This is a genomic window from Actinosynnema sp. CA-299493 (genome assembly GCF_050946825.1).
Classification (GTDB): domain Bacteria; phylum Actinomycetota; class Actinomycetes; order Mycobacteriales; family Pseudonocardiaceae; genus Actinosynnema.
Window position 1 is genome coordinate 2295567 of record NZ_CP191993.1, and the last position, 21914, is coordinate 2317480.

A 21914-nucleotide genomic window follows, 5' to 3' on the forward strand; every position below is an offset into this window, starting at 1 on the left:
GCGCCCGCACCGCGGTCTCCTACCGCTGGGTGATGTCGGACGGGGAGTAGAAGCAGTTCACGCCGTCCGCGCCGGAGCCGATCTTGGTCGGCTCGCTGCCCTTCGGCACGCCCTTGTACTTGTCGCAGATGGACGTCGAGCCGTACACCGTGATGCGGGAGAAGCGGGCCGTGTCACCCCAGTTGGTGTTGATGCCCGCCAACGCGCCCGTCGACCGCGCCGTGACACCGTCCATGACCACGTGCCGCTGGTAGGACGTCGCGCAGTTGCCGCACGCCCGGTACAGCTTGCCCGCCCCGTTGACCTGGAAGTTCCGGATCGTCACCGTGCCCGCGCCGTTGTGCTGGAACACCTTGTCCGACGCCGACCTCGCCCCACCGCCGTCGACCAGGTACGTCGCCGAGGAACTGGAGGACTTGAACGTCGCCGCGTCCTCGCCCACGTCGTTCCACCACACGTTGCGGATCGTGCACGACCCCTCGCAGTGGATGCCGTCACCGGCCGGCGCGTCCAGGATCACGTTCTCGATCGTGCCCCCGTTCGCCACCACGAACATCGGGTCCTGGCTCTCACCCTGACCACCGTCACCGATGCCGTAGTACTTCTTCATCCCACCGTTGAAGTACGACCCCACACTCCGCGTCGTGGTCTGGTGCACACTGCCCGTATCGCTCGGCCACGGACCACTGCCATCCCCACCACCGGGAGTGGTCGTCGTGGTGGTGGTCGTGGTCCGGCTGGTGGTCGTCGTGGTGCGCGACGTCGTGGTCGAGGTGGAGGTGGACGTGCCGGTCGGCGAGCCGGTGCACGTCACCCCGTTGAGCTTGAACGAGGTCGGCGCGGGGTTCGAGCCGGACCACGTGCCGTTGAAGCCGGGCGTGGTGCTCGCGCCCGTGGCGAGGGAACCGTTGTAGCTCGCGTTGCGGACGGTCACCGTGCTGCCCGACTGGCCGAACTCGCCGCCCCACAGCTGGTCGACGCGCTGGCCGGCGGTGAAGGACCACTCCAGGTTCCAGCTCGACAGGGCGTCACCCAGGTTGGTGATCGTGACGTTCGCGCCGAACCCGCCACCCCACTGGTTCGTGACGGTGTAGTCGACGCGGCACCCGACGGCCGCGTAGGCGCTTTGACCGCCGGCCACCACCATGGCGGCGGCCATCGCGGTCACCGAGGTCGCGGCGGTGATCGCCGCGAACGTGCCGGTCAATTTTCTCTTGCGCGTGCCAGCAATCGTCATCTTGCGTCGCCTCCTTGCGAGCAGAGCATTTCTGGGAGCGCTCCCAGCGAGGGTAACCCCGGGCGGTCACATTTGTGTAGAACGTTCATGCACGTGAATAGGGCGCGTGTTTCGACGAATTCGCGAATGGTGTCGAACGGTGATCGCATTCAGCGCGGCGCGCAGGCGTCCCGGCCGGGTGGGAGACTTCACCGAGCCTGTCGAGAGGAACCCGGAGCATGTCTTCGATCGCCGTCACCGGAGCCACCGGGAACCTCGGAGGGCGGGTCGCCCGCCGCCTCGCGGACGCGGGCAGGAGCCTGTCGCTGCTCGTCCGCGACCCGGCCCGCGCGCCCCGGTTGGCCGGCGCGACCGTGGTGCCGGCCGCGTACGCCGATCACGACGCCGTTCGCCGAGCCCTCGAAGGCATCCCGACGGTGCTGATGGTCTCGGCTTCCGAATCGACCGACCGGGTGGACCAGCACCGCGCCTTCGTCGACGCCGCGGCCTCCGCCGGGGTCGCCCACCTCGTCTACACCTCGTTCGTGGGCGCCGCGCCGGACGCCACCTTCACGCTCGCCCGCGACCACTGGGCCACCGAACGGCACATCGAGGCCAGTGGCGTGGGGTTCACGTTCCTGCGCGACAACCTCTACGCCGACTTCCTGCCCGGCATGGTCGGGGACGACGACGTGCTGCGCGGACCCGCCGGGAACGGTCGCGTGGCCGCCGTGGCGCAGGACGACATCGCCGACGCCGCCACCGCCGTGCTCACCGACCCCGCTGCCCACGCCGGCCGCACCTACGACCTCACCGGCCCGGCCGCGCTCACGTTCCACGACATCGCCGACGTGCTGTCCGCGGCCACCGGCCGGACGATCACCTACCACCCCGAGACGGTCGAAGAGGCCTACCGCTCGCGCGCCGGGTACGGCGCGCCGGACTGGCAGCTCGACGCCTGGGTCTCCACCTACACCGCCGTCGCCAACGACGAGCTGTCCGAGGTCGGCGACGCCGTGCCCACCCTCACCGGCCACCCCGCCACGTCGTTGGCGGACCTGCTCCGCCGACGACGTGACGGGTGACCGGGCTCAGCGCGCCAACGGGATCTCGAAGTGGACGGTCTGGAAGCTAATCGGGTCGCCGTCACGCGCGTCGTGCACCTCCTCGGCCACGGACCGCCAGAACGGCTCGGCCCCCGCGATCCGGGTGTCGGTGTGCAGGTAGAGCCGCTCGTAGCCGGGCGTGCCCGCGACGAACGCGGTGGCCATGTCGACCAGCGCGCGCGCCAGCCCCGCCCGGCGGTGGTCCGGCCGCACGTACACGCGGAACAGCTGCGCCGTGCTGCCGTCCGGGTAGCGCGCGGCCAGCCAGGCGGGGTGCGGCGGGCTGGCCGGCGCCGTGGCGCGCACACCGGTCGTGCCCACGACCTCGTCGCCCTTCACGGCGACGAACAACGCGTGCCGCGCCGGCCGCAGGTACGCGCCGTCGAGGTCGACCACGTCACGGTGCCACTCGGGCCGGTAGCCGTAGCCGAAATCCTGGTAGAACGTGTCCAGCATGACGCTGCGCGCGCCGTCCACATCGGACGGCGAAGCCAGGCGGACCTCGTAAGGCCCTACTTCGCGGTGGTACACGGTCATGTCTTCCTCTCCTCTGTTCCTTCCATCGAGCGGCCCAGCAGGCCGATGGTCACCGGGTGGGTGGGGGAGCCCAGGACGTCGCCCGCCGGCCCGTGCTCGACGACGTGCCCCCGGTGCAGCACGGCGACGCGGTCGGCCAGCCGCGCGACGACGGCCAAGTCGTGGCTGATCAGCACGACGGTGCAGGTCAGCGCGGCGAGCTGGTCGAGCAGGCTCGCCTGGGTCAGGGTGTCGAGGCCGGAGGTGATCTCGTCGCACACCAGCACGTCCGGCCGGGCCAACAGCGCCCGCACCAGCGCCGCGCGTTGCAGCTCGCCACCGGACAGCGCGGCCGGCCGACGGGTCACGGTCGCCTCGTCCAGCCCCACGGCCGCCAGTTCCGCCAACGCCGCCGAACGCGCGTCGGCGACCCCGCGCAGCCGCACGGCGGTCCGGCCGACCTGGTCGAGCACGGTGCGGTAGGCGTCGAACGACGCGCGGGCGTCCTGGAACACGTACTGCACCGCCGCCAACCGCGCCCGTGACCGGCGGCGCAACGACCGGGGCAGCGGACGCCCGTTCAGCAGCACGTCACCGGTGAACCCGGCGTGCAGCCCGGCGACGCACCGGGCCAGCGTGGTCTTGCCGCTCCCGGACCGCCCCACGACGGCCAGGCACTCACCGGCGCCCACCCGGACGTCCACGTCGTGCAGCACGGTCGTGGCACGGTGCCGCGCCGTGAGCGCGCGCGTCTCCAGCCTGGCCGGCGCGACCGGTCGTGCGGCGGGCACCGTGACCCGGGGCTGCGCCGCGACCAGCGCGGCGGTGTAGGCCGACCGGGGCCGGTCGAGCACGTCGGCCACCGGTCCCGCCTCCACCACCTGGCCCGCCCGCAGCACCACGACCTCGTCCGCCAGCGCGCGCACCACGTCCAGGTCGTGCGTGAGCAGCACCAACGCCACCCCCTGCGCCACGACCGACGACAGCTCGTCCACCACCTCGGCCCGGGTGATCGGGTCCTGCCCGGTGGTCGGCTCGTCCGCGACCAGCACCGCCGGCGCGCCGACCAGCGCCTGCGCCAGCACCACCCGCTGCTGCTGACCGCCGGACAGCTCGTGCGGGTACCGGCGCAGCAGCTCCACCGGCACCCGGGCCCGGCGCAACGCGTCGGCGACGAGCGCGTCGCGGTCACCGGGGTGCAGGGCGGCGATCTCCCGGAACACGCCACCGAGCCGCCGGACGGGGTTCAGCGCCGCCGACGGCTGCTGCGGCACGAACCCGACCCGCCCGGTCACCGTGATCCGCCCGGTCACCGACACCCCGGGCGCGTGCTCGCCGAGCAGCGCCAACCCCGTGGTGGTCTTGCCGCTGCCGGACGCGCCGACCAGCGCCACCACCTGTCCGGCGGACAGCGCGAAGCTGACGCCGTCGACCAGCGTGCGCGACCCGGCCACCGCGCGCAGGTCCTCCACGTGCACCACCGTCGTCATCTCCGCGCCTCCGCCCGCAACGCCCGGTCGAACACCAGGTTCAACCCCACCGACAACGCCACCACCAGCAACGCGGGCACGACCACCGCCCACGGCTGGAGGAACAGCCCCACCCGGTTGCGGTCGACCATGACGGCCCAGTCGGCGGCGTCCGGCGCGACGCCGACGCCCAGGAAGCTGGCCGACGCGACCAGGTACAGCGCGCCGGTCAGCCGCACGCCCAGGTCGGCGGCGAGGGTTCGCAACATCGACCGTCCCGTGTAGACGACGGACGTCCGCCACCACGTCTCGCCCTGCAACCGCATCGCCTCCAGCGCCGGCCGGCCGGCGATCTCCAGCGCGGCGGCCCGCGAGATCCGCGCCACGTCGGGGAAGTTGACCAGCGCCACCACGCCGACGAGCACCGGCAGCCCCGGCCCGGCGATCGCCGCGACCAGGATCAGCACCAGCAACGACGGCACCGCGAGCAGCAGGTCGAGGGGCCGCATCAGCACCTCGTCCACGATCCGCAGGCGGGTCATCGCGGCGACCACGCCCCACGGCACGCCCAGCAGGTACGAGAACACCGACGCCAGCAACGCCACCAGCACCACCGTCTGCCCGCCCGCGAGCACCTGGTGCCACACGTCCCGGCCGACGAAGTCCGTGCCCAACGACGCGTTCTCCGCGAACGGCGCGCCACGCGTCGGCACGTCCGGCACGAACCACGGCCCCACCAGGGCCAGCGCCAGCGGCACCAGGACGAGCAGCCAGCCGACGCCCCTCACGCGATCGCCACCGATCGCGGCGCGAGCCGGAACACGAGCAGGTCCGCGACCAGGTTCACCACCACCGTGGTCACCGCGAACACCACCGCCAGGCCCTGCACCACCGGCAGGTCGCGGCCCGCGACCGCGTCCACCAGGATCGTGCCCAGACCGGGGATGACGAACACCGCCTCGACCACGATCACGCCGCCGAGCAGCCAGTCGGTGGTCCGCGCCACCTGCTGCACGGCCGGGGCCAGCGCGGTCGGCAACGCGTGCGCGAACCGGACCCGCGCCACACCGATGCCCAACCGCCGCGCGTGCCGGACGTGGTCGGAGGCCAGCGCGTCGATCATCCCGGCCCGCACGAGCCGGCTGATCGAGCACAGCGGGCGCGCGACCAGCACCACCAGCGGCAGCACCAGCACGGAGGGCTGCCCGAGCAGGTCGGCGCCGACCGCCGTGGGCGGCAGCCACCGCAACTGCACCCCGAACAACGCGATCAGCACCACGGCCAGCGCGAACTCCGGGATCGAGTGCAGACCCACGGTCACCGTCGTGACCGCCCGGTCCAGCGGACCGCCCTCGCGCAGCGCCGCCAGCACACCCAGCAGCACCGCCGACGGGATCAGCAGCACCAGGGCGAGCACCGCCAGCACGAGCGTCGGCCCCAGCCCGTCGTGCAGGAACTCGGCCACCGGCCGCCCGGAGATCAGCGACACCCCGAAGTCGCCCCGCGCCAACCCCCGCAGCCAGTCGCCGAACCGCTCCAGCGGCGGCCGGTCCAGACCCATCGCGGCGCGGATCTGCTCGATCCGCCGGGGGTCGGGGTTGTCGCCCGCCAACGCCACCGCCGCGTCCCCGGGCAACGCCTGCACCAGCAGGAACACGACGGTGACGACGGCGAGCACCTGGACCAGGCCGAGGGCCAGCCGCCGGGCCGCGTACCGGCGCAGGCTCATCCCAGCCACACCTGGTCGAACCGCGCCCAGTCGAGCGTGTTCGCGGGCGCGGTGGAGATGCCGCCCACGTTCGGGGCCGCGCCGACGATCCAGTCCGCGAAGCCCCACATCAGGTAGCCGCCCTCGGCGTGCAGGGAGCGTTGCATCTCCCGGTACACCTCACCGCGCCGCTTGTCGTCCACAGTGGACACGGCCTGGTCGTACAGCGCGTCGAAGTCGGGCCGGGCCCACTTGGTCACGTTGGTGCCCGAACCGCTCAGCAGGCGTTGCGCGACGTGGGTCTCGATCGGCATGGCGCCGGACCGGAAGCTCGACAGGGAACCGTTCTTGAGCGTGTCGGACCAGTAGCTGTCCTTGTTGCCGGTGACCACTTCGACGGTCAGCCCCGAGCCCTTGACCTGGTCGGCGAACACCGTGGCGGCCTCGACCATGCCGGCCGCCGCGGTGGACGTGTCCAGCTTGACCGTCAGGCCCTCGGCGCCCGCGCGGCGGATCAGGAACTTGGCCTTGTCCAGGTCGCGCGTGCGCTGCGGGATGTCGTCGGCGTAGTGCTGGTAGCCCTTGCCGAACAGGTCGTTGCCCACCTGCCCGCTGCCCGCGAGCACCGACTCGACCAGCTGCGGCCGGTCGGCGAGCAGGAACATCGCCTCGCGCAGGTCCCGGTTGTCGAACGGCGGCCGGTCCAGCTTCATCGCGAACGCCTGCACGGCGCTGTTGGGCGCGCGGTGGATCGCCATCCGGTCACCGGCCGCGTGGCCGCGGGCGGTGGTCGGGGTGAGGTCGTGGGCGTACTCGACCTGGCCGCCGAGCAGCGCGTTCGCCCGCGCCGACTCCTCGTTGGCGATCACGAACTCCAGCTCGTCCAGGTGCGGCGCGCCCTCCCAGTACCCGTCGTGCCGCTTGAGCAGCACCGACTTGCCCGGCTCGAACGACACGAAGCGGAACGGCCCCGAGCCGACGGGCGTGGTGAAGTCCTCCGTGCCAGCGGGCACGACGTACGCGCCGAACGCGGCCAGCACGTTCGGGAACTCCACGAACGGCCGCTTCAGCGCGAACTCCACCGTCCGCTCGTCCACCGCGCGGCTGTTCGGCAGGTCGATCAGCGCGAGGCTGGACTTGGCCCGGAACGCGCGGGCGGGGTCGAGGACGCGGGCGTAGCTGGCCAGCACGTCCTCCGCGCGCACCGGCTGCCCGTTGTGGAACGTGGCCTGCCGCAGCGTGATCCGCCAGCGGGTCAGGGTGGCGTCCGGCTCCCACCTCTCGGCGAGCCTGGGCTGCGGGGAGACGTCCGGGCCGAGGTCGGCGAGCTTGTCGAACAGCGCCTTGGACCGGGCGGCCTCGACGAACAGGTTCGCCAGGTGGGGGTCGAGCACCTCCTTGGCGCCGCCGCCCGCGAACGCGGCGCGCAGCCGGCCGCCGTTGCGGGGGGTGGACGCGGAGGAGATCGGCTCGGCGGTGCCGCACCCGGTGAGGGCGGCGACCGAGAGGCCGGCGGTGAGGCCGAGGAAACCGCGGCGGTTGAGGGGGTGCATGTCGTTCCTTTCAGTGGCGCAGGCGCGCGACGAGGTGCAGGCGGTCGCCCGAGAGGGCTTCGCCGAGTTCGGTGTCGGCGGAGAACGGCTCGTCCGTGCGCGGTCCCGGCGAGTCGAAGAGGGCGAGCACGTCGAAACCGGCGTGGTCGAGGACGTGCCGCAGCTCCTGCGGGAACAGCAGCCGCCACGCCGAGCGCTGCACCAGCGGCTGCGCGCCTGGCCACCGCCACTCGCGGCGGCGGCGCAGCAGTTGGGCGGCGTGGTCGATCCAGAGCCTGGTGTGCGAGGTGTAGGAGACGCCTTCCCAGACGACCGTGCGGGTGCGGACGTCGTCGAGCAGTTCGGTGTTGCCGAGGAAGAACGCGCCGTTGCGCATCTCCGCCACCAGCAGGCCGCCCGGTTCGAGGTGCTCGCGGCAGCGGCGCAGGAACTCGTCCAGGTCGGCGTTCGTGTGGCAGTACAGCAGGGCGCTGTCCAGGCAGGTGATCACGTCGAAGCGCCGGTCCAGCGCGAACGACCGCATGTCGCCGAGCACGAACCCGGCCGCCGGGTGGTGCGCGCGGGCGTGCTGGACCATGCGCTCGGAGCTGTCCAGCCCGACCACCTCGTAGCCGAGGCCCGCCAGGTGGCCGGCGTCGCGGCCGGTGCCGCAGCCGACGTCCAGCAGGGTCCGCGCGGTCCCCGGGCGGTCGACCCCGAACCTGGTCACGACGTCGTGCGCGAACCGGGCGGCGACGTGGTCGGGGTCGGGGAACTGCCGCTCGTAGAGGCCGGGGTTGTCGGTCAGCAGGTTCTCGCTCATCGGGCCACCTCTCGGGTCACGGTCAGCACGCCACGCCGGTGCAGCCAGGTCACGGCCGCCGCGCAGCCGAGCCCGACGCCGACGCACAGCAGCGACGCCACCGGGGCGGACCGCTCGAACACCCAGCCGATCGCCGCGTTGCCCAGGGCCGCCGCGATCCCCGAGACCAGGTAGAACACGCCGAAGTAGGTGCCCGCCAAGCCGGTGCGGGCGAACGCCGGGATCAGCTCGTAGACGAACGGGTGCGCGATCATCACGCCGACCGACAGCAGCAGCGCCGTGACCAGCACGGGCGTGATGCCGCCGAGCGGACCGACGTGGCCGACCGCCGTGGCGGCGAACCCGAGCCCCATCACCGCGAGCCCGAGCGCTATCGCCCGGCCGCGCGCGAACCGGCCCAACGCCCGCGTGACGCGCACCTGGAACAGCAGGGTGGCCACGGTCGACACCAGGAACACCGCCGCGACGGCGAACGACGAGCCGGACAGCCGCCGCGCCTCCAGCGGCAGCACCAGGTACAGCTGGTTCTGCAGCACGAACATGCCGGTCAGCGCGCCGGTGAACGCCAGGAACCGCCGGTCGGACAGGCACTCGCGCCAGTCGTCCAGCACGGTGCCCCGGTGCGGCGGCGCCGGCCGGTCGGGCAGCGCGAAGGCCTGCGCCACCGTGAGCGCGGCGAAGATCCCGGCCGCCACCAGGGCCGCGGCCCGGAAGTCCCACAGCATCAGCAGGCCGCCCAGCAGCGGCCCGGCCAGCGCGCCCGCCTGGCCGTAGGCGTTGAACAGCGCGAACGCGCCCGCCCGGTCGGACGACTCGTCCGCGATGTACGCGCGCACCGCCGGGTTGAACAACGCGCCGGCCAGTCCGCTGAGGACGGACGCGGCCAGCAGCACCGCCACCGACTCGCCCGCCGCGAACAACCCGAACCCGACGGCCCGGACCGCGCAGCCCGCGATGATGACGCGGCGCGGCCCGAGCCGGTCGGACGCCGAGCCGCCGAACAGGAACAGCCCCTGCTGGCTCAACGTCCGCACGCCCAGCACCACGCCGATGGCGGCGACCGAGAGGCCCAGGTCGCCCAGGTGCGTGGCGAGGTAGGGGATGAGCAGGTAGAAGCCGGTGTTCACGCCGAACTGGTTGACCAGCAGCAACCGCACGGACAGCGGGAAGCGCCTCATCGCGCCGCCACGCCGGGACCGGGTGCGCCGCGTCGCGCTGCCACGCCGAGGCCGGGCGCGCCGGTTAGCCGCAGCGTCCCGTCCTCACCGCCGATGCCGGTCCACGGGTCGTCGGCCAGCAGCAGGTGGCCGTCCAGGTCGACCCAGCGCGCGTACCCGGTCAGGTGCACGGCCGGCGCGATGCCCAGCGAGCTGGCCACCAGGCAGCCGAGCATCACGTCCAGGCCGCAGGCCCGCGCCACGTCGACGACCTCCAGCGCCGCCGTGATCCCGCCGCACTTGGCCAGCTTGACGTTCACCCCGTCGACCAGGTCCGCCAGCGCCCGCACGTCGGCGACGGTGGCGGCGTCCTCGTCCGCGATCAACGGCACCGGGCAGCGCTCGCGCAACCACGCCAGCTCGTCCCAGCGACCGGGCGCGATCGGCTGCTCCAGCGCGTCGACACCGGTCAGCTCGTCGACCACCCGCAGCGCTCGCTCGGCCGTCCAGCCGCCGTTCGGGTCCAGGACGAGCCGGGCGTCGGGCGCGGCGGCCCGGACGGCTTCGACCCTGGCGACGTCGTCCGCCGAGCCGACCTTGACCTTCAGCACGGTGAACCCGCGCGCGGCCAGCGCCGAGGCCTCCGCGCGAGCCTCGGCCGGTGAGCCGATGCCGATCGTGTACGCGGTCGGCACGTCCGTCCACTGCGGAACGCCGACGGCCGCGTGCACCGGCACGCCGGCGCGCAACGCCGCCAGGTCGTGCAGCGCGGCGTCCACGGCGGCGAGCACGCCGGGCGGCAGCTCGGGCAGGCGCTCGCGCAGTTCGTCGGGACCCGCGCACGCCGAGACCACCGGCGCCAGGTCCCGCAGCAGCCCGGTGATCCGCTCCACGTCCAGCCCGTAGTACCGACTGGTGACCACCTCGCCGTGCCCGCGGACCCCGTCCCACTCCAGGACCACGCGCACGGCGTCACGACGCGCCATCACCGACCGGGAGATGCGCAACGGCGACCGCAGTTCCAGCCCGTACACCGTCCAGTCGAGCTTCACGCCGGCACCCCGACGGCCTTGGGCGCGTAGACGGCCCGGCACCTGGCCCAGCTGGTGACCTCGACCTCCGCGGTGTCCGCGATCTCGACCGGCCGGTCCTCCGGGGTGGCCAGCAACCCGCGCGACCGGCAGAAGTCGTCGTCGAAGATGGTGCCGAGGTAGCGGTGCGGGCCGTCCGGGAAGATCGTCACCACGGTCGCGCCCGGCTCGACGCGCGCCGCCCACGCCGACACCAGCGCGACCGCGCCGGTGCTCCAGCCGCCGGTGACGAAGCAGTCCCGCGCCAGTCGGCGGCACGCGTCCACCACCTCGACCGGACCGAGCCAGTGCACCTCGTCGAACTCCTCGTAGGCGACGTTGCGGGGGTGGATGCTGCTGCCCAGCCCGCGCATGACCCGCGACCGGGCCGGTTGGCCGAAGATGGTCGAGCCGACCGTGTCCACGCCGATCAGCCGCACGTCCGGCCAGTGCCGGCGCAGGGCCGTGACGACGCCCGCGCTGTGCCCGCCGGTGCCGACGCTGCACACCAGCACGTCCGCGTGGTCGAGCTGGGCCGCGAGCTCCCGCGCCAGCCCCGCGTACCCGGCGGGGTTGTCCGGGTTGTTGTACTGGTCGGGCCAGTACGCGCCGGGCAGCCCGCGCAGCACCGCGTGCAGCCGGTCCAGCCTGGCCTGCTGCCAGCCGCCGGTGGGGTGCGGCCGGTCCACGACCTCCAGCCGCGCGCCGTGCGCCCGCAGCAACGCGCGCATCGACGGTTCCAGCTCGTGGTCGACGACCAGCACGACCGGGTGCCCCAACGCCTGGCCGGCGAACGCCAGGCCCAGGCCGAGCGTGCCGCTGGTCGACTCCACGACCACCGCGCCGGGGCGCAGTTCGCCGCGGTCCCGTGCGGCTAACAGCATCGCGACCGCCGACCGGGCCTTCATGCCGCCCGCGCTCAGGCACTCCAGCTTCGCCCAGAACCCGCCGTGCCGGTGGGGCAGCGGCGTGTCGATGCGGGCCACCGGGGTGTTGCCGAGCAGGTCGAACAGGTGGGGGTTGCGCCGGACGGTCACCGGGCACGTCCCGGGGCGCGGTAGTGGTGCAGCGTGGTCGGGCCGCCGTGCAGCCAGAAGAACGGGTACGGCTCGGCCGACACCGCCGTGACGCCCGAGCCCAGGAACCACGGCACGATCGCGCTCGCGGTCTGGGCGAACACCACCAGCGGCCGGTCGGCGGCGACGGCCGCGCGCAGCAGGGGTTCGAAGCTGCCGTTGCCGACCGTCATGCCGGAGGCCAGCACCAGGTCGCAGTCGGCGACGGCGGCGAGCGCGTCGGTCACGACCGGCTCGTCCCACTCGGTGCGACCGCCCTTGAGGTCGCACGGCACGTACCGCAGGCCGCGGGCGCGCAGGTGGTGCAGCAGCGAGTTCACCACGCCGACGACCAGGACCCGCTGCCCGGGCACGGCGTCGAGCAGGTCGACCACCGCCGCCGCGCGGGCCATCGACTTGGCCAGCGAGTCGCCGGCGCCGATCACGACGTGCCGGGCGGCGGAGAGGTGGTGCGGGTGCGCGTGCATGAGGTACGCGTCCAGCACCGCCGTGCGGATCGCGGTGTCGGGGTGGGCGAGCAGGTCGGCGACGGTCTCGCCGACGCAGTCGGTCACGCCCGCGTCGTCCGCGCCCTCGGGCTCGACCGCGCACGAGCCGACCGCGTCACCGACCCGCACGCTGACCACGGTGTTGCGATACCCCCGGCCGCGCGAGACGTGCCGCGCGCCCTGCCTGGTGGTGAACGCGACGCTGACCCGGCATTCCGCCGGGTCGGGCCCCAACGCCCCCGCCCGCGCCAGCGCGATCAGCTCCGCGACCCCGGACAGCGGACGCCGGTCTGCCTGCGCGGTCACGCGGTGGGCTCCGCGTAGCGGACGTCCAGCGTGCCGACGACGCGTTCGGCGCGGGCGCGGGCGTCGGTGTCCGGGGAGGTGACCATGACGTGCCCGAGGTAGCTGTTGTTGCTGGTCGGCTCGCCGGCGCGGTGGCCGGCGGGCTTCGCGGACCAGTCGACCACCTCGGGGTTCGAGGACAGGGCGGCCACGCCGTCGATGCCCGCCACCACCCCCGCCCGCGGCGGCAGCAGGAACGAGATCGCGGCACTGCGGACACCGGTCTCCCGCGCCCGCAGGTCGGGCCGGCGGCCGACGGCGAGCTCGGCGAACACCGACGGCAGGTCGACGCCGGTCACGCGGCGGACCAGCTCGGTGATCCGGTTGCCCGCCGGGCGCGGGTTGACCTCGATCAGCCGGGGGCCGTCGGCGGTCAGCTTGACCTCGGTGTGCGCGACCGCGTGGTCGAGGCCGAGCGCGTCGATCGCGTTCACGGCGGTGTCCACGGCCGCGTCCCGGTCGGCGTCGCTGAGCGCGGCCGGGAACATGTGGCCGCTCTCCACGAACCACGGCCGCCCGGCCAGGCTCTTGTCGGTCACCCCGATCACGTAGGTGGTGCCGGCCGCGGTCACCGTCTCCACGCTCACCTCGGGGCCGACCAGCAGCTCCTCCAGCAGCACGGTCGGCACCCGCTCCTGGCCGCGGGCGTTGACCGGGAACGCCTCCAGCGCCAGGTACGCCTCGCGGAGCGCGGCCTCGTCGCGCACCTCGCGCACGTGCATCCCCGCGCACAGGTCGACCGGCTTGACCACCAGCGGGTAGCCCAGCCCGGCGGCGGCCTTCGCGGTCGCGGGCCAGTCCCGGGTCAGCGCGAACCGGGGGCCCGGCACGCCCGCCGCCGAGGTGGTCGCGCGGGTGAGGTCCTTGCGGTAGGCGCGTTCGACGGCCTGCGGGTCCGCTCCGGGCAGGCCGAGGTGCGCGGCGACGGCGGCGACCGTGGAGAGGTAGTAGTCGCAGGAGGAGATCACGCCGTCGAACGCCAGCACGCCGTGCACGCGTTCCACATAGGACAGCAGCGACGGCACGTCGTTGGTCTCGGCGGTCAGCACGTTGTCCGCCGCGAGCAACGGGTGCGGGTGCGCGGGCGCGGACCGCAGGTAGTGCTGGAGGTCGCGGGTGAGGAAGGTGAACCGGTGGCCGGACTCGTGGATCGCCCGTGGCAGCAACGAGCTCATCGCGCCGACCCAGCTCTCGATCATCAACAAGTGCGCCACGCGTGCTCCTCCGAAGGGGCGTCGATCCGGGACTGAGAGAATGGTAATCATTATCAGTCCGCTGGCGAGGCCGCCAATCGAGTGATGTGGCTCACCGGGGTCGGGCCAGGTTTCCTCCGCGGTCGACGGTGCGAAAAGGCTTCAGCTCTTGCGGGCGCGGTAGGCCGCGACGGCGATCCGGTTGCCGCACGCGGTGCTGCAGTAACGGCGCGAGCGGTTGCGCGACAGGTCCAGCACGAGCCCGTCGCACGTGTCGTCGGCGCAGACGGAGAGGCGGCTCAGCTCGTCGGTCCGGATGACGTCGACCATCGCCAGGGCCGTCTCGACGGCGATCCGGTCGGCGAGCGGCGTGGCGGGGTCGGTGGCGTGCAGGTGGTAGTCGAAGCCGTCGTGCCGCACGAGCCGCGGCACGACGTGGTGCCGCGCCAGGATGTCGTTCACGATCCCCGCGGCCGTGTCGCGGTCGCTGGTCAGCAGCCGGCGCAGCGGGGCGCGCAGCGCGCGGACGGCCGCCAGTTCGGCCGCGTCGTGCGCACGTGAGCCGGTGTAGCCGTGCTCGGCGTAGAACGCGTCGAGCCGGGCCTGGTCGGTCATCGTGTCCGGCTCCTCGGCCGAGTTCACCAGGGCGACCGCGGCGACGAGCGACGCGGTCGTGTCATGGGTGAAAAGCATGTTGACACATTACTCCCGGGGTCCATAGCGTCATGGGCCATGACGACCATGACGCATGACAGGCCGGTGATCGGGCTGCGGGCCGGGTTGGGGCTCGCGCTGCTGTCCGCGTCGTCCTTCGGGTTGTCCGGGCCGCTGGGGCGCGGGCTGATGGACGCCGGCTGGTCGTCGGCCGCCGCCGTCGCGGTGCGGGTGCTGCTGGCCGCGGCGGTGCTGGCGCCGGTCGCGGTCGTGCAGCTGCGCGGCCGGTGGCGCCTGCTGCGCCGCACCGCGCCGCTGATCACGGTGTACGGGCTGGTCGCGGTGGCGGGCTGCCAGCTGGCGTTCTTCAACGCCGTCGCGCACATGGAGGTCGGGGTCGCACTGCTGGTCGAGTACACCGCGCCGGTGGCCGTGGTCGGCTGGCTGTGGCTGCGGCAGGGTCAGCGGCCGACCCGGTTGACGGTGCTCGGCGGCGTGCTGGGCCTGCTCGGGCTGCTGCTGGTGCTCGACGTCGTGTCCGGTGCGCACGTGAGCACCGTCGGCGTGCTGTGGGCGTTGGGCGCGATGGTGGGCGCGGCGGCGTACTTCGTGCTCAACGCGCGTGACGCCGAAGGGCTGCCCGGGACCGTGCTGGCCGCGGGCGGGCTGCTGGTGGGCGGTGTCGTGCTGGTGCTGGCGGGCGCGGTCGGGCTCGTCCCGTTCGCGGTGTCGGCGGCACCGGTCGTGTTCGACGGGTTCACCGCGGCGTGGTGGCTGCCGGTGCTCGTGCTCGGCGTGGTGACGGCGGCCCTCGCCTACGTCGCCGGCATCGCGGCGACCAGGCGGCTCGGTTCGCGGCTGGCGTCGTTCGTGGCGCTGACGGAGGTCGTGTCGGCGCTGGTCTTCGCGTGGCTGCTGCTCGGCGAGGCGCCCGGCCTGGTCCAGCTGGCCGGTGGCGTGCTGATCCTCGGCGGCGTGGTGGCCGTGAAGCTGGGCGAGCCGCGGTCCTGACGGGAGGAGGGGTTCCGGGCCGGGCGATCGAGGACCGGCCGGGCGCTCAGCCGGCGAGCACCTGCTCGCGCAGGATGTCGGCGTGCCCGCAGTGCTGGGCCAACTCCCGCAGGACTTGCAGGTACACCCAGCGCAGCGTGCGCGGTCCGGTCCGGTGGCCGGTCACGACGGCGTCCAGCGGCAGGTTCGCGACCGTCGCCCGGGCCGTGGCGCAGGCCTCCCGGTGGACCGCCGTGACCGAGGCGGCGGTGTCGTCGTCGGCGAGCCGGAAGGACTCGTCCGGGTTCCCCGCCAGGCCGAGCTCCCGGCGGGGCGTGCCGCCCACGCACTCCTCGAACCACACCTGCTGCATCCACGTGACGTGCTTGAGCAGCCCGAGCAACGTCGTCGCCGACGGGACGAGCCGGCGGCGGACCTGGTCCTCGGACAGCCCGTCGAGAGCGGCCTCGATGGCGGCGCGGTGCTCCTCGACGAAGGCTTCGAGCTGCGTGCGCTCGTCGTCCAGCGGCACGTCGAACGACCCCATCGGAGTCTCCTTCCCCTTCGCCCGAGCGGGTTCAGGCGTCTCGGTCGTCGGTCCGGTCGGTGATCCACCGGGTCAGCGCGTCGAGGTAGCCGGGCGCCAGGCCGGCCCCGCCGCCGGTCCGGACGCGGTGGTCGGCGCCGGGGAACACCTCGACGGTCAGCGTCGCCCGGGGGTCGCGGTCGGGGTGGCGGGCGGCGGCGGTGAACAGGTGGACGCTGTCGGCGACCGGGACCACGTCGTCTGCCGCGCCGAAGACCGCCAGGTGCGGGCAGCGCAGGCGCACCGCGTCCGGCACGGGGTCGTGGTCCTGCTTGCGCTTGAGGAACGCCCAGAGGCGCTCGTCCACCTCGGCGGCGTGCTCGCTGAACGCGGTCGGCGGGGACTGGGCGAGCCGGCTCGCCTCGGCGAGGTCGGCGTCACGCCGACCGGCCTCGATGACGCGGTCGTAGCCGGCCAGCGCGGCGTCGACCTCCTCGTCGGTGATCCCCCCGGTCCGCCGCAGGGCGTTGGCCAGCGCGTAGCGGTCCTGCACGGCGGGTGTCGTGGCGGGACCGCCGTTGGTGACGACCCACGGCACGTCGTCCCGCAGCGCGGTGGCGCGCAGGACGACCCAGCCGCCTTCGCTGTGCCCGAACAGCCCGACGGCCCCGCTCCGCACCTCCGGCCGCGCGCGCAGGAAGTCCAGCGCGGCGGCGGCGTCGGACGCCAGGTCGTCGATCGTCGCGTCGAGCCAGTCGCCGGACGACCCGCCGACGCCGCGCTTGTCGTAGGACAGCACGGCGATCCCGGCGTCCACCAGGTGTCGCCGGATCGCCGGGAAGTGCGTGTCGTTGTCCCGGTCCGACGGCCCCGACCCGCCGACCATGACCACACCCGGCGCAGGCGTCCCGCCGTCCGGCGAGGTCAGCGACCCGGCCAGCACCACACCGGCGTTGGCGAAGGTGACGTTCTCCGACAAGATTCCCCCTGAGCTGATGGCGCTCGCCATCGTAACGCCGCCCACCGCGACGCGGACGAGTACGCGCCGGGTGGAATCGGCCGCGCACACCGGTTCCCGGTGTCCGCGCGTCGATGCAACCGGGTGGTCCTTGTCACGCCACCGCGGGCTTCCTATGCTCGGAAAGCGCTTACCTCATCCCTCGACGACGGGTGGACGATGGACATCGCTCACGGGCTCCGGATCGGCGCCCTCGGCACGGCCGCGGCGCTGCTGGTCTCCGGGTGCTTCGGCGGGCGGCCCGCCGACGGCGGGGGAGGCGGCGACGGGCCGATCCGCGTCGGCGTCTCGTTACCCCTGACCGGCGACTTCTCCGAACCGGGCAAGGGCGTGCGGCGCGGCTACGAGGCGTGGGCCGAGCACGTCAACGCCACCGGCGGGCTCCTGGGCCGGCCGGTCGAGCTGATCGTCCTGGACGACCAGTCCAACGCCGACCGGGTGGCCGCCGACTACGAGAAGCTGATCAACTCCGACGGCGTCGACCTCGTCTTCGGCCCGTTCTCCACCCGCCTGGTCATCCCGGCCGCGCAGGTGGCGCGCGACTACGGCTTCCTGTTCGTGGAACCGGCCGGCGCCGCGCGCGAGGTCTTCGAGCAGGGCTTCGACAACCTCTTCTACGCCGCGCCCGCCATCGCGCAGGACCACTACGACCACCTGGCCGAGGCGATCATCGCGATGCCCGAGGCCACCCGGCCGAAGACGGCGGCGTACGCGGCGATGGACGACCCGTTCGCCCAGGGCACGGCCAACGGGCTCAAGGAGAAGCTGGCCGCGGCGGGCATCCGGACCGTGGTGGACGAGGTGTACCCGCCCAACACCACCGACTTCGGCTCGATCGCGGCCAAGATCGCCGACTCGCGCGCGGACGTCGTGGTCGGCGGCACGCAGTACCAGGACGCGGTGAACCTGATCGTGGCCCTGAGGCAGCTGGGCTACCAGCCGAAGCTGGCCGCGTTCTCCACCGCGCCGACCAACCCCGAGTTCCCCGCGGCGATCGGCGCGCAGACCGAGGGCATCCTCTCGCCCACCGGCTACACGCCCGAGGCGGACTACCCGTCCAACGAGGAGTTCGTGGACTTCTACACCCGCGAGCACGGCGTCGCGCCCACCGAGGACGAGGCCAACGCCTGGACCACCGGGCAGGTCGTCGCCGCCGCCGTCACGGCCGCGGGCTGCGCCGACCCGTCGCAGGAGTGCCAGCGGAAGATGATCGACTGGTTGCACGGCAACGAGGTGGGCACCGTCGTCGGTCCGCTGCGGTGGGACTCGGCCGGCCGGCCGCAGGGCGCGCACCTGATCCAGCAGTACGTGGCCGGCGAGATCCGCATCGTGCTGCCCGCGGCGGCGGAGGAAGCCGAGCTGGTCTACCCGAAGCCCGCGTGGTGAGGCCGGGTGTCCCTCGTCTTCCAGAGCCTCGTGCTCGGCGTGCTCATGGGCGGGCTCTACGCCCTGCTGGCCGCCGGCCTGACCCTCTACTTCGGCGTGATGCGCGTGGTGATGATCGCGCACTCCGCGTTCCTGGTGCTGGCCGCGTACCTGGCGTGGGCGTTCACCGCGGCGACCGGGCTCGACCCGATGCTCTCGCTGGTGGCCACGGTGCCGTTGTTCTTCGTGGTCGGCGTGGCGGTGCAGCGGCTGCTGGTCGCCCGGCTGCGGCCGGCCACGCTGACGATGATGTCGGTGCTGCTGACGTTCGCGGTGGCGCTGGCGGTGGAGGGCGCGCTGGGACTCGTGTTCAGCGGCACGCACCGCCGCGTGCCGCTGTCCTACTCGGGCGCGCGGCTGGAGCTGTTCGGCGCGAGCGTGGCGCTGGTGAAGCTGATCGCGTTCGGGCTGGCGGCGGTGACGTTGGCCGGCCTGCACGTGCTGCTGAAGGTGACCCGGTTCGGCCAGGCGCTGCGGGCCACGATGCAGCACCGCGAGGCGGCCCGGCTGCTGGGCGTGGACACCGACCGGGTCGCCGGGCACGGCTTCGGGTTGGGCCTGACCACGGCCGCCGTCGGCGGGACCGCGCTGGCGCTGGACGCCACCATCTACCCGTCGCTGCACTGGCACTGGATCGGACCGCTGATGGCGATCATCGTGGTCGGCGGGCTCGGCAGCGTCGGCGGCGCGGCCGTCGCGGCACTGCTGCTGGGCGTCGGGCAGAACCTGCTGCAACTGCCGCTCGGCACCACGTGGGCGCAGACGTTCTTCTACGCCGCGCTGTTCGTGACGCTGATCCTGCGTCCCCAGGGGTTCTTCGGAGGCCGTCTTGCGCAGCGGTTCTGAGGCCCTCCTGAAAGCGGCCGGGCTGGTCGTGCTCGCGGCGTTCCTGGTGGCGTTCCCGAGCCTGGCCCCGGACCCGTTCGTGCTGTCGGTCGGCGTGGTGATCGTCAGCTACGCGGTGCTGGCCACGTCGTGGAACTTCGTCGGCGGGTTCACCGGCTACATCTCGCTGGGCCACGCCGCGTACTCCGGCCTGGGCGGCTACGCGACCGGTCTGCTGATCCTGCGCGCGGACGTCGACCCGTGGGTGGCTTTGCTGCTCGGCGGGGTGGTGGTGGCGGTGCTCGCGGTGCCCGTCGGCATCGCCGCGCTGCGGGTGCGCGGCGCGTCGTTCGTCATCGTGTCGATCGCGGTGGTGCTGGTCCTGCTGCTGGTGTTCCAGAGCTGGGGATCGGTGACGGGCGGCTCGGACGGGCTGCGCGTGCCGCGACCGTTCGGCGCGGGGGTGTCGCGGCCCGAGCAGCACCAGCGGTTCTTCCACCTGCACGAGGTGCTGCTGGCCGTGGTGCTGCTGTGCTGGTGGGCGATCGACCGGTCGCGGTTCGGCATGGGGCTCAAGGCGATCCGCGAGGACGAGGACAAGGCGCGGTCGCTCGGCGTGCCGACGGTGCGGTACAAGCTGGTGGCGTTCGTGGTGTCGGCGTTCTTCACCGCGTTGGGCGGCGGCCTGTACGCGCTGTGGTTCGGCTTCCTCGACCCGATCTTCCAGTTCTCCGTCCTGGTCGGCTCGAACATGGTGCTGATGAGCCTGCTCGGCGGGGTGCGGAGCCTGTTCGGGCCGTTGGTCGGCGCGGTCGTCGTCGGCTACGCCACGGAGTTCTTCAAGGCGCGCTACGGCGACACGCAGCTGCACCTGGTCGCGATGGGCGTGCTGCTGGCGGTGGTGGTGCTGTTCCTGCCCGACGGGATCATCCCGGCGCTGCGCGGGTTGGTGGCGCGGCTGAGGCCGGGCGCGGCGTCGATCCGTGAAGTCACGCAAGAGGAGTTGGTGCGCCGATGACGGGACTGCGCGTCGAGGGCCTCACCAAGTCCTACGGCGGGATGCGGGCGGTGGACGACGCCTCGGTGGAGTTCCGGCACGGCCGGATCAACGCGTTGATCGGGCCCAACGGCTCGGGCAAGACGACGTTCTTCGACTGCGTCACCGGGATGGTCAAGCCGGACGCGGGCACGGTGACGTACCAGGGCCGCGACATCACCGGCCGGCCCGCGCACAAGATCGCGCACGCGGGCATCGGCCGCAGCTTCCAGCTGTGCCGGGTCTTCCCGCGCCTGACCGCCGTGGAGAACCTGCTGGCGGCGGTGCGGCCCGGTTCGGTGCCGCGCGCGCTGGCCCCGGCCCGGCTGAGGTCCGACGTGGACCGCGCGACGGCGTGGCTGACCCGGGTCGGCATCGAGCACCTGGCCGACGTCGAGGCGCGCGACCTGTCTTATGGGCAGCAGAAGCTGCTGGAGCTGGCGGGCGTGCTGATGGCCGAGCCGGAGACGATCCTGCTGGACGAGCCCGCCGGCGGCGTGAACCCGGCGTTGGTCGAGCGCATCGGCGAGCTGGTGCGGTCGCTGAACGCGGAGGGCCGGACGTTCCTGATCGTGGAGCACAACATGGACGTGGTGATGAGCTTGTCCGATCACGTGGTCGTGTTCGACCGGGGCCGGCCGATCGCCTCGGGGCCGCCGGCCGCGGTGCGCGCCGACCCTCTCGTGCTGGCGGCCTACCTTGGCGGCTGACCTGCTCGAACTCGTGGACGTCGAGGCCGGGTACGGCCGGGCGGCGCTGGTGCTGCGCGGGCTGACGGTGCGCGTGCCGCCGTCGTCCGTGGTGTGCCTGGTCGGGCCGAACGGCGCGGGCAAGTCCACGGTGCTGAAGGTGGCCAGCGGGCTGCTCGCGCCGCGGTCCGGCCGGGTCGTGCTGGACGGCCGCGACGTCACCGGGCGCGGGCCGCAGGCGCTGCTGGCGGACGGCCTGTCGCACGTGGTGCAGGGGCACAGCGTGTTCCGCGAGATGACCGTGGGGGAGAACGTGGTGCTCGGCGCGTACACCGTGCGGGACAAGGCGGTGGTGGCCGAGCGGGTCGACTTCGTGCGGACCCTGTTCCCGGTGGTCGGCGAGAGGTGGGACGCCTTGGCCGGCGCGTTGTCGGGGGGCCAGCAGAAACAGGTGGAGTTCGCCCGCTCCCTCATGGTCCGGCCGCGGGTCGTGCTGCTGGACGAGCCGTCGATGGGCCTGGACCCGAAATCCACCGCGACCGTGTTCGAGCAGGTCGTGCGGATGCGCGACGCGGGCACGGCCGTGCTGCTGGTCGAGCAGAACGCCAGGCGCGCGCTGGAGATCGCCGACCTGGGCTGCGTCCTGGACCTGGGCCGGGTCCACCTCGCCGGCCCCGCCGCCGACCTGCTGACCGACCCCCGACTGGGCGACCTGTACCTCGGCCGGCCCCGGAACGGGACGTGAACGCCTCCAGGTGAGGAGACAGCGATGGGCAAGCGAAGGTGGCGGGCGGCCCTGCTCGCGTCCGCCGTGGTGGTCTCGGTCGCGGCGCCGGCGGGTGGCGCGGTGGACGGACCCCGTGGCCGACCCGATCCCGCAGGACCCGATCCGGTCGAAGCTCGGGCTCGTGCTCCAGGAGGTGACGCGGCTACCACCTCCACCCGCCCCAGGAGCTCGGCAACCCGGCGGGCAAGCTCCTGCGCGTCGACCCGGCCGGCACGAACGGCCCCGGCGGGCGGTACGGCATCCCGGCGACCAACCCGTTCGTCGG

Annotated in this window: 22 protein-coding genes; 7 read left to right on the top strand and 15 right to left on the bottom strand. The window is 73.4% G+C overall.

Annotated elements, in window-relative coordinates; genetic code table 11:
* Positions 1-19 precede the first annotated feature (19 nt).
* Positions 20-1237, bottom strand: a complete 1218-nt coding sequence (locus ACQPYE_RS11030; protein WP_498720983.1) for a pectate lyase — start codon at positions 1235-1237, stop codon at positions 20-22.
* A gap of 218 nt (positions 1238-1455) precedes the next feature.
* Here ACQPYE_RS11030 and ACQPYE_RS11035 point away from each other — a divergent pair, with 218 nt between their 5' ends.
* Positions 1456-2301, top strand: a complete 846-nt coding sequence (locus ACQPYE_RS11035; RefSeq protein ID WP_498720985.1) for an SDR family oxidoreductase — start codon at positions 1456-1458, stop codon at positions 2299-2301.
* Between the two features lie 6 nt (positions 2302-2307).
* Here the strand turns inward: ACQPYE_RS11035 and ACQPYE_RS11040 are convergent, their stop codons facing one another.
* From ACQPYE_RS11040 to ACQPYE_RS11095, 12 genes are all read right to left on the bottom strand, one after another.
* Positions 2308-2859: a GNAT family N-acetyltransferase gene (locus ACQPYE_RS11040; protein WP_498720987.1), complete on the bottom strand. Its 552-nt coding sequence runs from the start codon at positions 2857-2859 to the stop codon at positions 2308-2310.
* On the bottom strand, positions 2856-4328 hold the full coding sequence (locus ACQPYE_RS11045) for an ABC transporter ATP-binding protein (RefSeq protein WP_498720989.1): 1473 nt from the start codon (positions 4326-4328) through the stop codon (positions 2856-2858). Before ACQPYE_RS11045 ends, ACQPYE_RS11040 begins: the two co-directional genes overlap by 4 nt.
* Positions 4325-5095: an ABC transporter permease gene (locus ACQPYE_RS11050; protein ID WP_498720990.1), complete on the bottom strand. Its 771-nt coding sequence runs from the start codon at positions 5093-5095 to the stop codon at positions 4325-4327. The genes ACQPYE_RS11045 and ACQPYE_RS11050 overlap by 4 nt, the downstream gene beginning before the upstream one ends.
* Positions 5092-6036, bottom strand: a complete 945-nt coding sequence (locus ACQPYE_RS11055) for an ABC transporter permease (RefSeq protein ID WP_498720992.1) — start codon at positions 6034-6036, stop codon at positions 5092-5094. The genes ACQPYE_RS11050 and ACQPYE_RS11055 overlap by 4 nt, the downstream gene beginning before the upstream one ends.
* On the bottom strand, positions 6033-7568 hold the full coding sequence (locus ACQPYE_RS11060) for an ABC transporter substrate-binding protein (RefSeq protein WP_498720994.1): 1536 nt from the start codon (positions 7566-7568) through the stop codon (positions 6033-6035). Before ACQPYE_RS11060 ends, ACQPYE_RS11055 begins: the two co-directional genes overlap by 4 nt.
* A 10-nt stretch (positions 7569-7578) precedes the next feature.
* On the bottom strand, positions 7579-8370 hold the full coding sequence (locus ACQPYE_RS11065) for a class I SAM-dependent methyltransferase (RefSeq protein WP_498720995.1): 792 nt from the start codon (positions 8368-8370) through the stop codon (positions 7579-7581).
* Positions 8367-9548 (bottom strand): MFS transporter, encoded by a 1182-nt coding sequence (locus tag ACQPYE_RS11070; protein WP_498720997.1) that lies wholly within the window; start codon positions 9546-9548, stop codon positions 8367-8369. The genes ACQPYE_RS11065 and ACQPYE_RS11070 overlap by 4 nt, the downstream gene beginning before the upstream one ends.
* The gene (locus ACQPYE_RS11075) at positions 9545-10579 is read right to left on the bottom strand and encodes a dipeptide epimerase (RefSeq protein ID WP_498721000.1); all 1035 of its coding nucleotides are present in this window, start codon (positions 10577-10579) and stop codon (positions 9545-9547) included. Before ACQPYE_RS11075 ends, ACQPYE_RS11070 begins: the two co-directional genes overlap by 4 nt.
* Complete coding sequence (locus ACQPYE_RS11080; protein ID WP_498721002.1) at positions 10576-11634, bottom strand: PLP-dependent cysteine synthase family protein; 1059 nt, start codon at positions 11632-11634, stop codon at positions 10576-10578. Before ACQPYE_RS11080 ends, ACQPYE_RS11075 begins: the two co-directional genes overlap by 4 nt.
* Complete coding sequence (locus ACQPYE_RS11085) at positions 11631-12467, bottom strand: Rossmann-like domain-containing protein (RefSeq protein WP_498721003.1); 837 nt, start codon at positions 12465-12467, stop codon at positions 11631-11633. The genes ACQPYE_RS11080 and ACQPYE_RS11085 overlap by 4 nt, the downstream gene beginning before the upstream one ends.
* On the bottom strand, positions 12464-13720 hold the full coding sequence (locus tag ACQPYE_RS11090; RefSeq protein WP_498721005.1) for an ATP-grasp domain-containing protein: 1257 nt from the start codon (positions 13718-13720) through the stop codon (positions 12464-12466). The genes ACQPYE_RS11085 and ACQPYE_RS11090 overlap by 4 nt, the downstream gene beginning before the upstream one ends.
* Positions 13721-13861: 141 nt before the next feature.
* Positions 13862-14392 carry a CGNR zinc finger domain-containing protein gene (locus ACQPYE_RS11095; RefSeq protein ID WP_498721006.1) on the bottom strand — a complete coding sequence of 177 codons (531 nt, stop codon included), beginning with the start codon at positions 14390-14392 and terminating at the stop codon, positions 13862-13864.
* Between the two features lie 39 nt (positions 14393-14431).
* On the opposite strand from ACQPYE_RS11095, the gene ACQPYE_RS11100 reads away from it, so the two are divergent.
* Positions 14432-15364: an EamA family transporter gene (locus ACQPYE_RS11100; RefSeq protein WP_498721008.1), complete on the top strand. Its 933-nt coding sequence runs from the start codon at positions 14432-14434 to the stop codon at positions 15362-15364.
* Positions 15365-15410: 46 nt separating this feature from the next.
* Here ACQPYE_RS11100 and ACQPYE_RS11105 read toward each other — a convergent pair whose 3' ends face one another.
* Entirely contained in the window at positions 15411-15890 is a 480-nt protein-coding gene (locus ACQPYE_RS11105; RefSeq protein WP_498721009.1) for a DinB family protein, read from the bottom strand.
* Positions 15891-15921: 31 nt separating this feature from the next.
* Positions 15922-16848 (bottom strand): alpha/beta hydrolase family protein, encoded by a 927-nt coding sequence (locus ACQPYE_RS11110; protein ID WP_498721011.1) that lies wholly within the window; start codon positions 16846-16848, stop codon positions 15922-15924.
* Positions 16849-17046: 198 nt separating this feature from the next.
* On the opposite strand from ACQPYE_RS11110, the gene ACQPYE_RS11115 reads away from it, so the two are divergent.
* Genes ACQPYE_RS11115 through ACQPYE_RS11135 form a run of 5 tightly spaced genes read left to right on the top strand, consistent with a single transcriptional unit; the run spans position 17047 to position 21607 of the window.
* The gene (locus tag ACQPYE_RS11115) at positions 17047-18273 is read left to right on the top strand and encodes an amino acid ABC transporter substrate-binding protein (protein ID WP_498721012.1); all 1227 of its coding nucleotides are present in this window, start codon (positions 17047-17049) and stop codon (positions 18271-18273) included.
* Between the two features lie 6 nt (positions 18274-18279).
* Positions 18280-19158, top strand: a complete 879-nt coding sequence (locus ACQPYE_RS11120; RefSeq protein ID WP_498721013.1) for a branched-chain amino acid ABC transporter permease — start codon at positions 18280-18282, stop codon at positions 19156-19158.
* Positions 19142-20155 carry a branched-chain amino acid ABC transporter permease gene (locus ACQPYE_RS11125; protein ID WP_498721015.1) on the top strand — a complete coding sequence of 338 codons (1014 nt, stop codon included), beginning with the start codon at positions 19142-19144 and terminating at the stop codon, positions 20153-20155. The genes ACQPYE_RS11120 and ACQPYE_RS11125 overlap by 17 nt, the downstream gene beginning before the upstream one ends.
* Positions 20152-20883 carry an ABC transporter ATP-binding protein gene (locus ACQPYE_RS11130; protein ID WP_498721017.1) on the top strand — a complete coding sequence of 244 codons (732 nt, stop codon included), beginning with the start codon at positions 20152-20154 and terminating at the stop codon, positions 20881-20883. Before ACQPYE_RS11125 ends, ACQPYE_RS11130 begins: the two co-directional genes overlap by 4 nt.
* Positions 20873-21607: an ABC transporter ATP-binding protein gene (locus tag ACQPYE_RS11135; RefSeq protein ID WP_498721019.1), complete on the top strand. Its 735-nt coding sequence runs from the start codon at positions 20873-20875 to the stop codon at positions 21605-21607. The genes ACQPYE_RS11130 and ACQPYE_RS11135 overlap by 11 nt, the downstream gene beginning before the upstream one ends.
* The last annotated feature ends 307 nt before the right edge of the window (positions 21608-21914 follow it).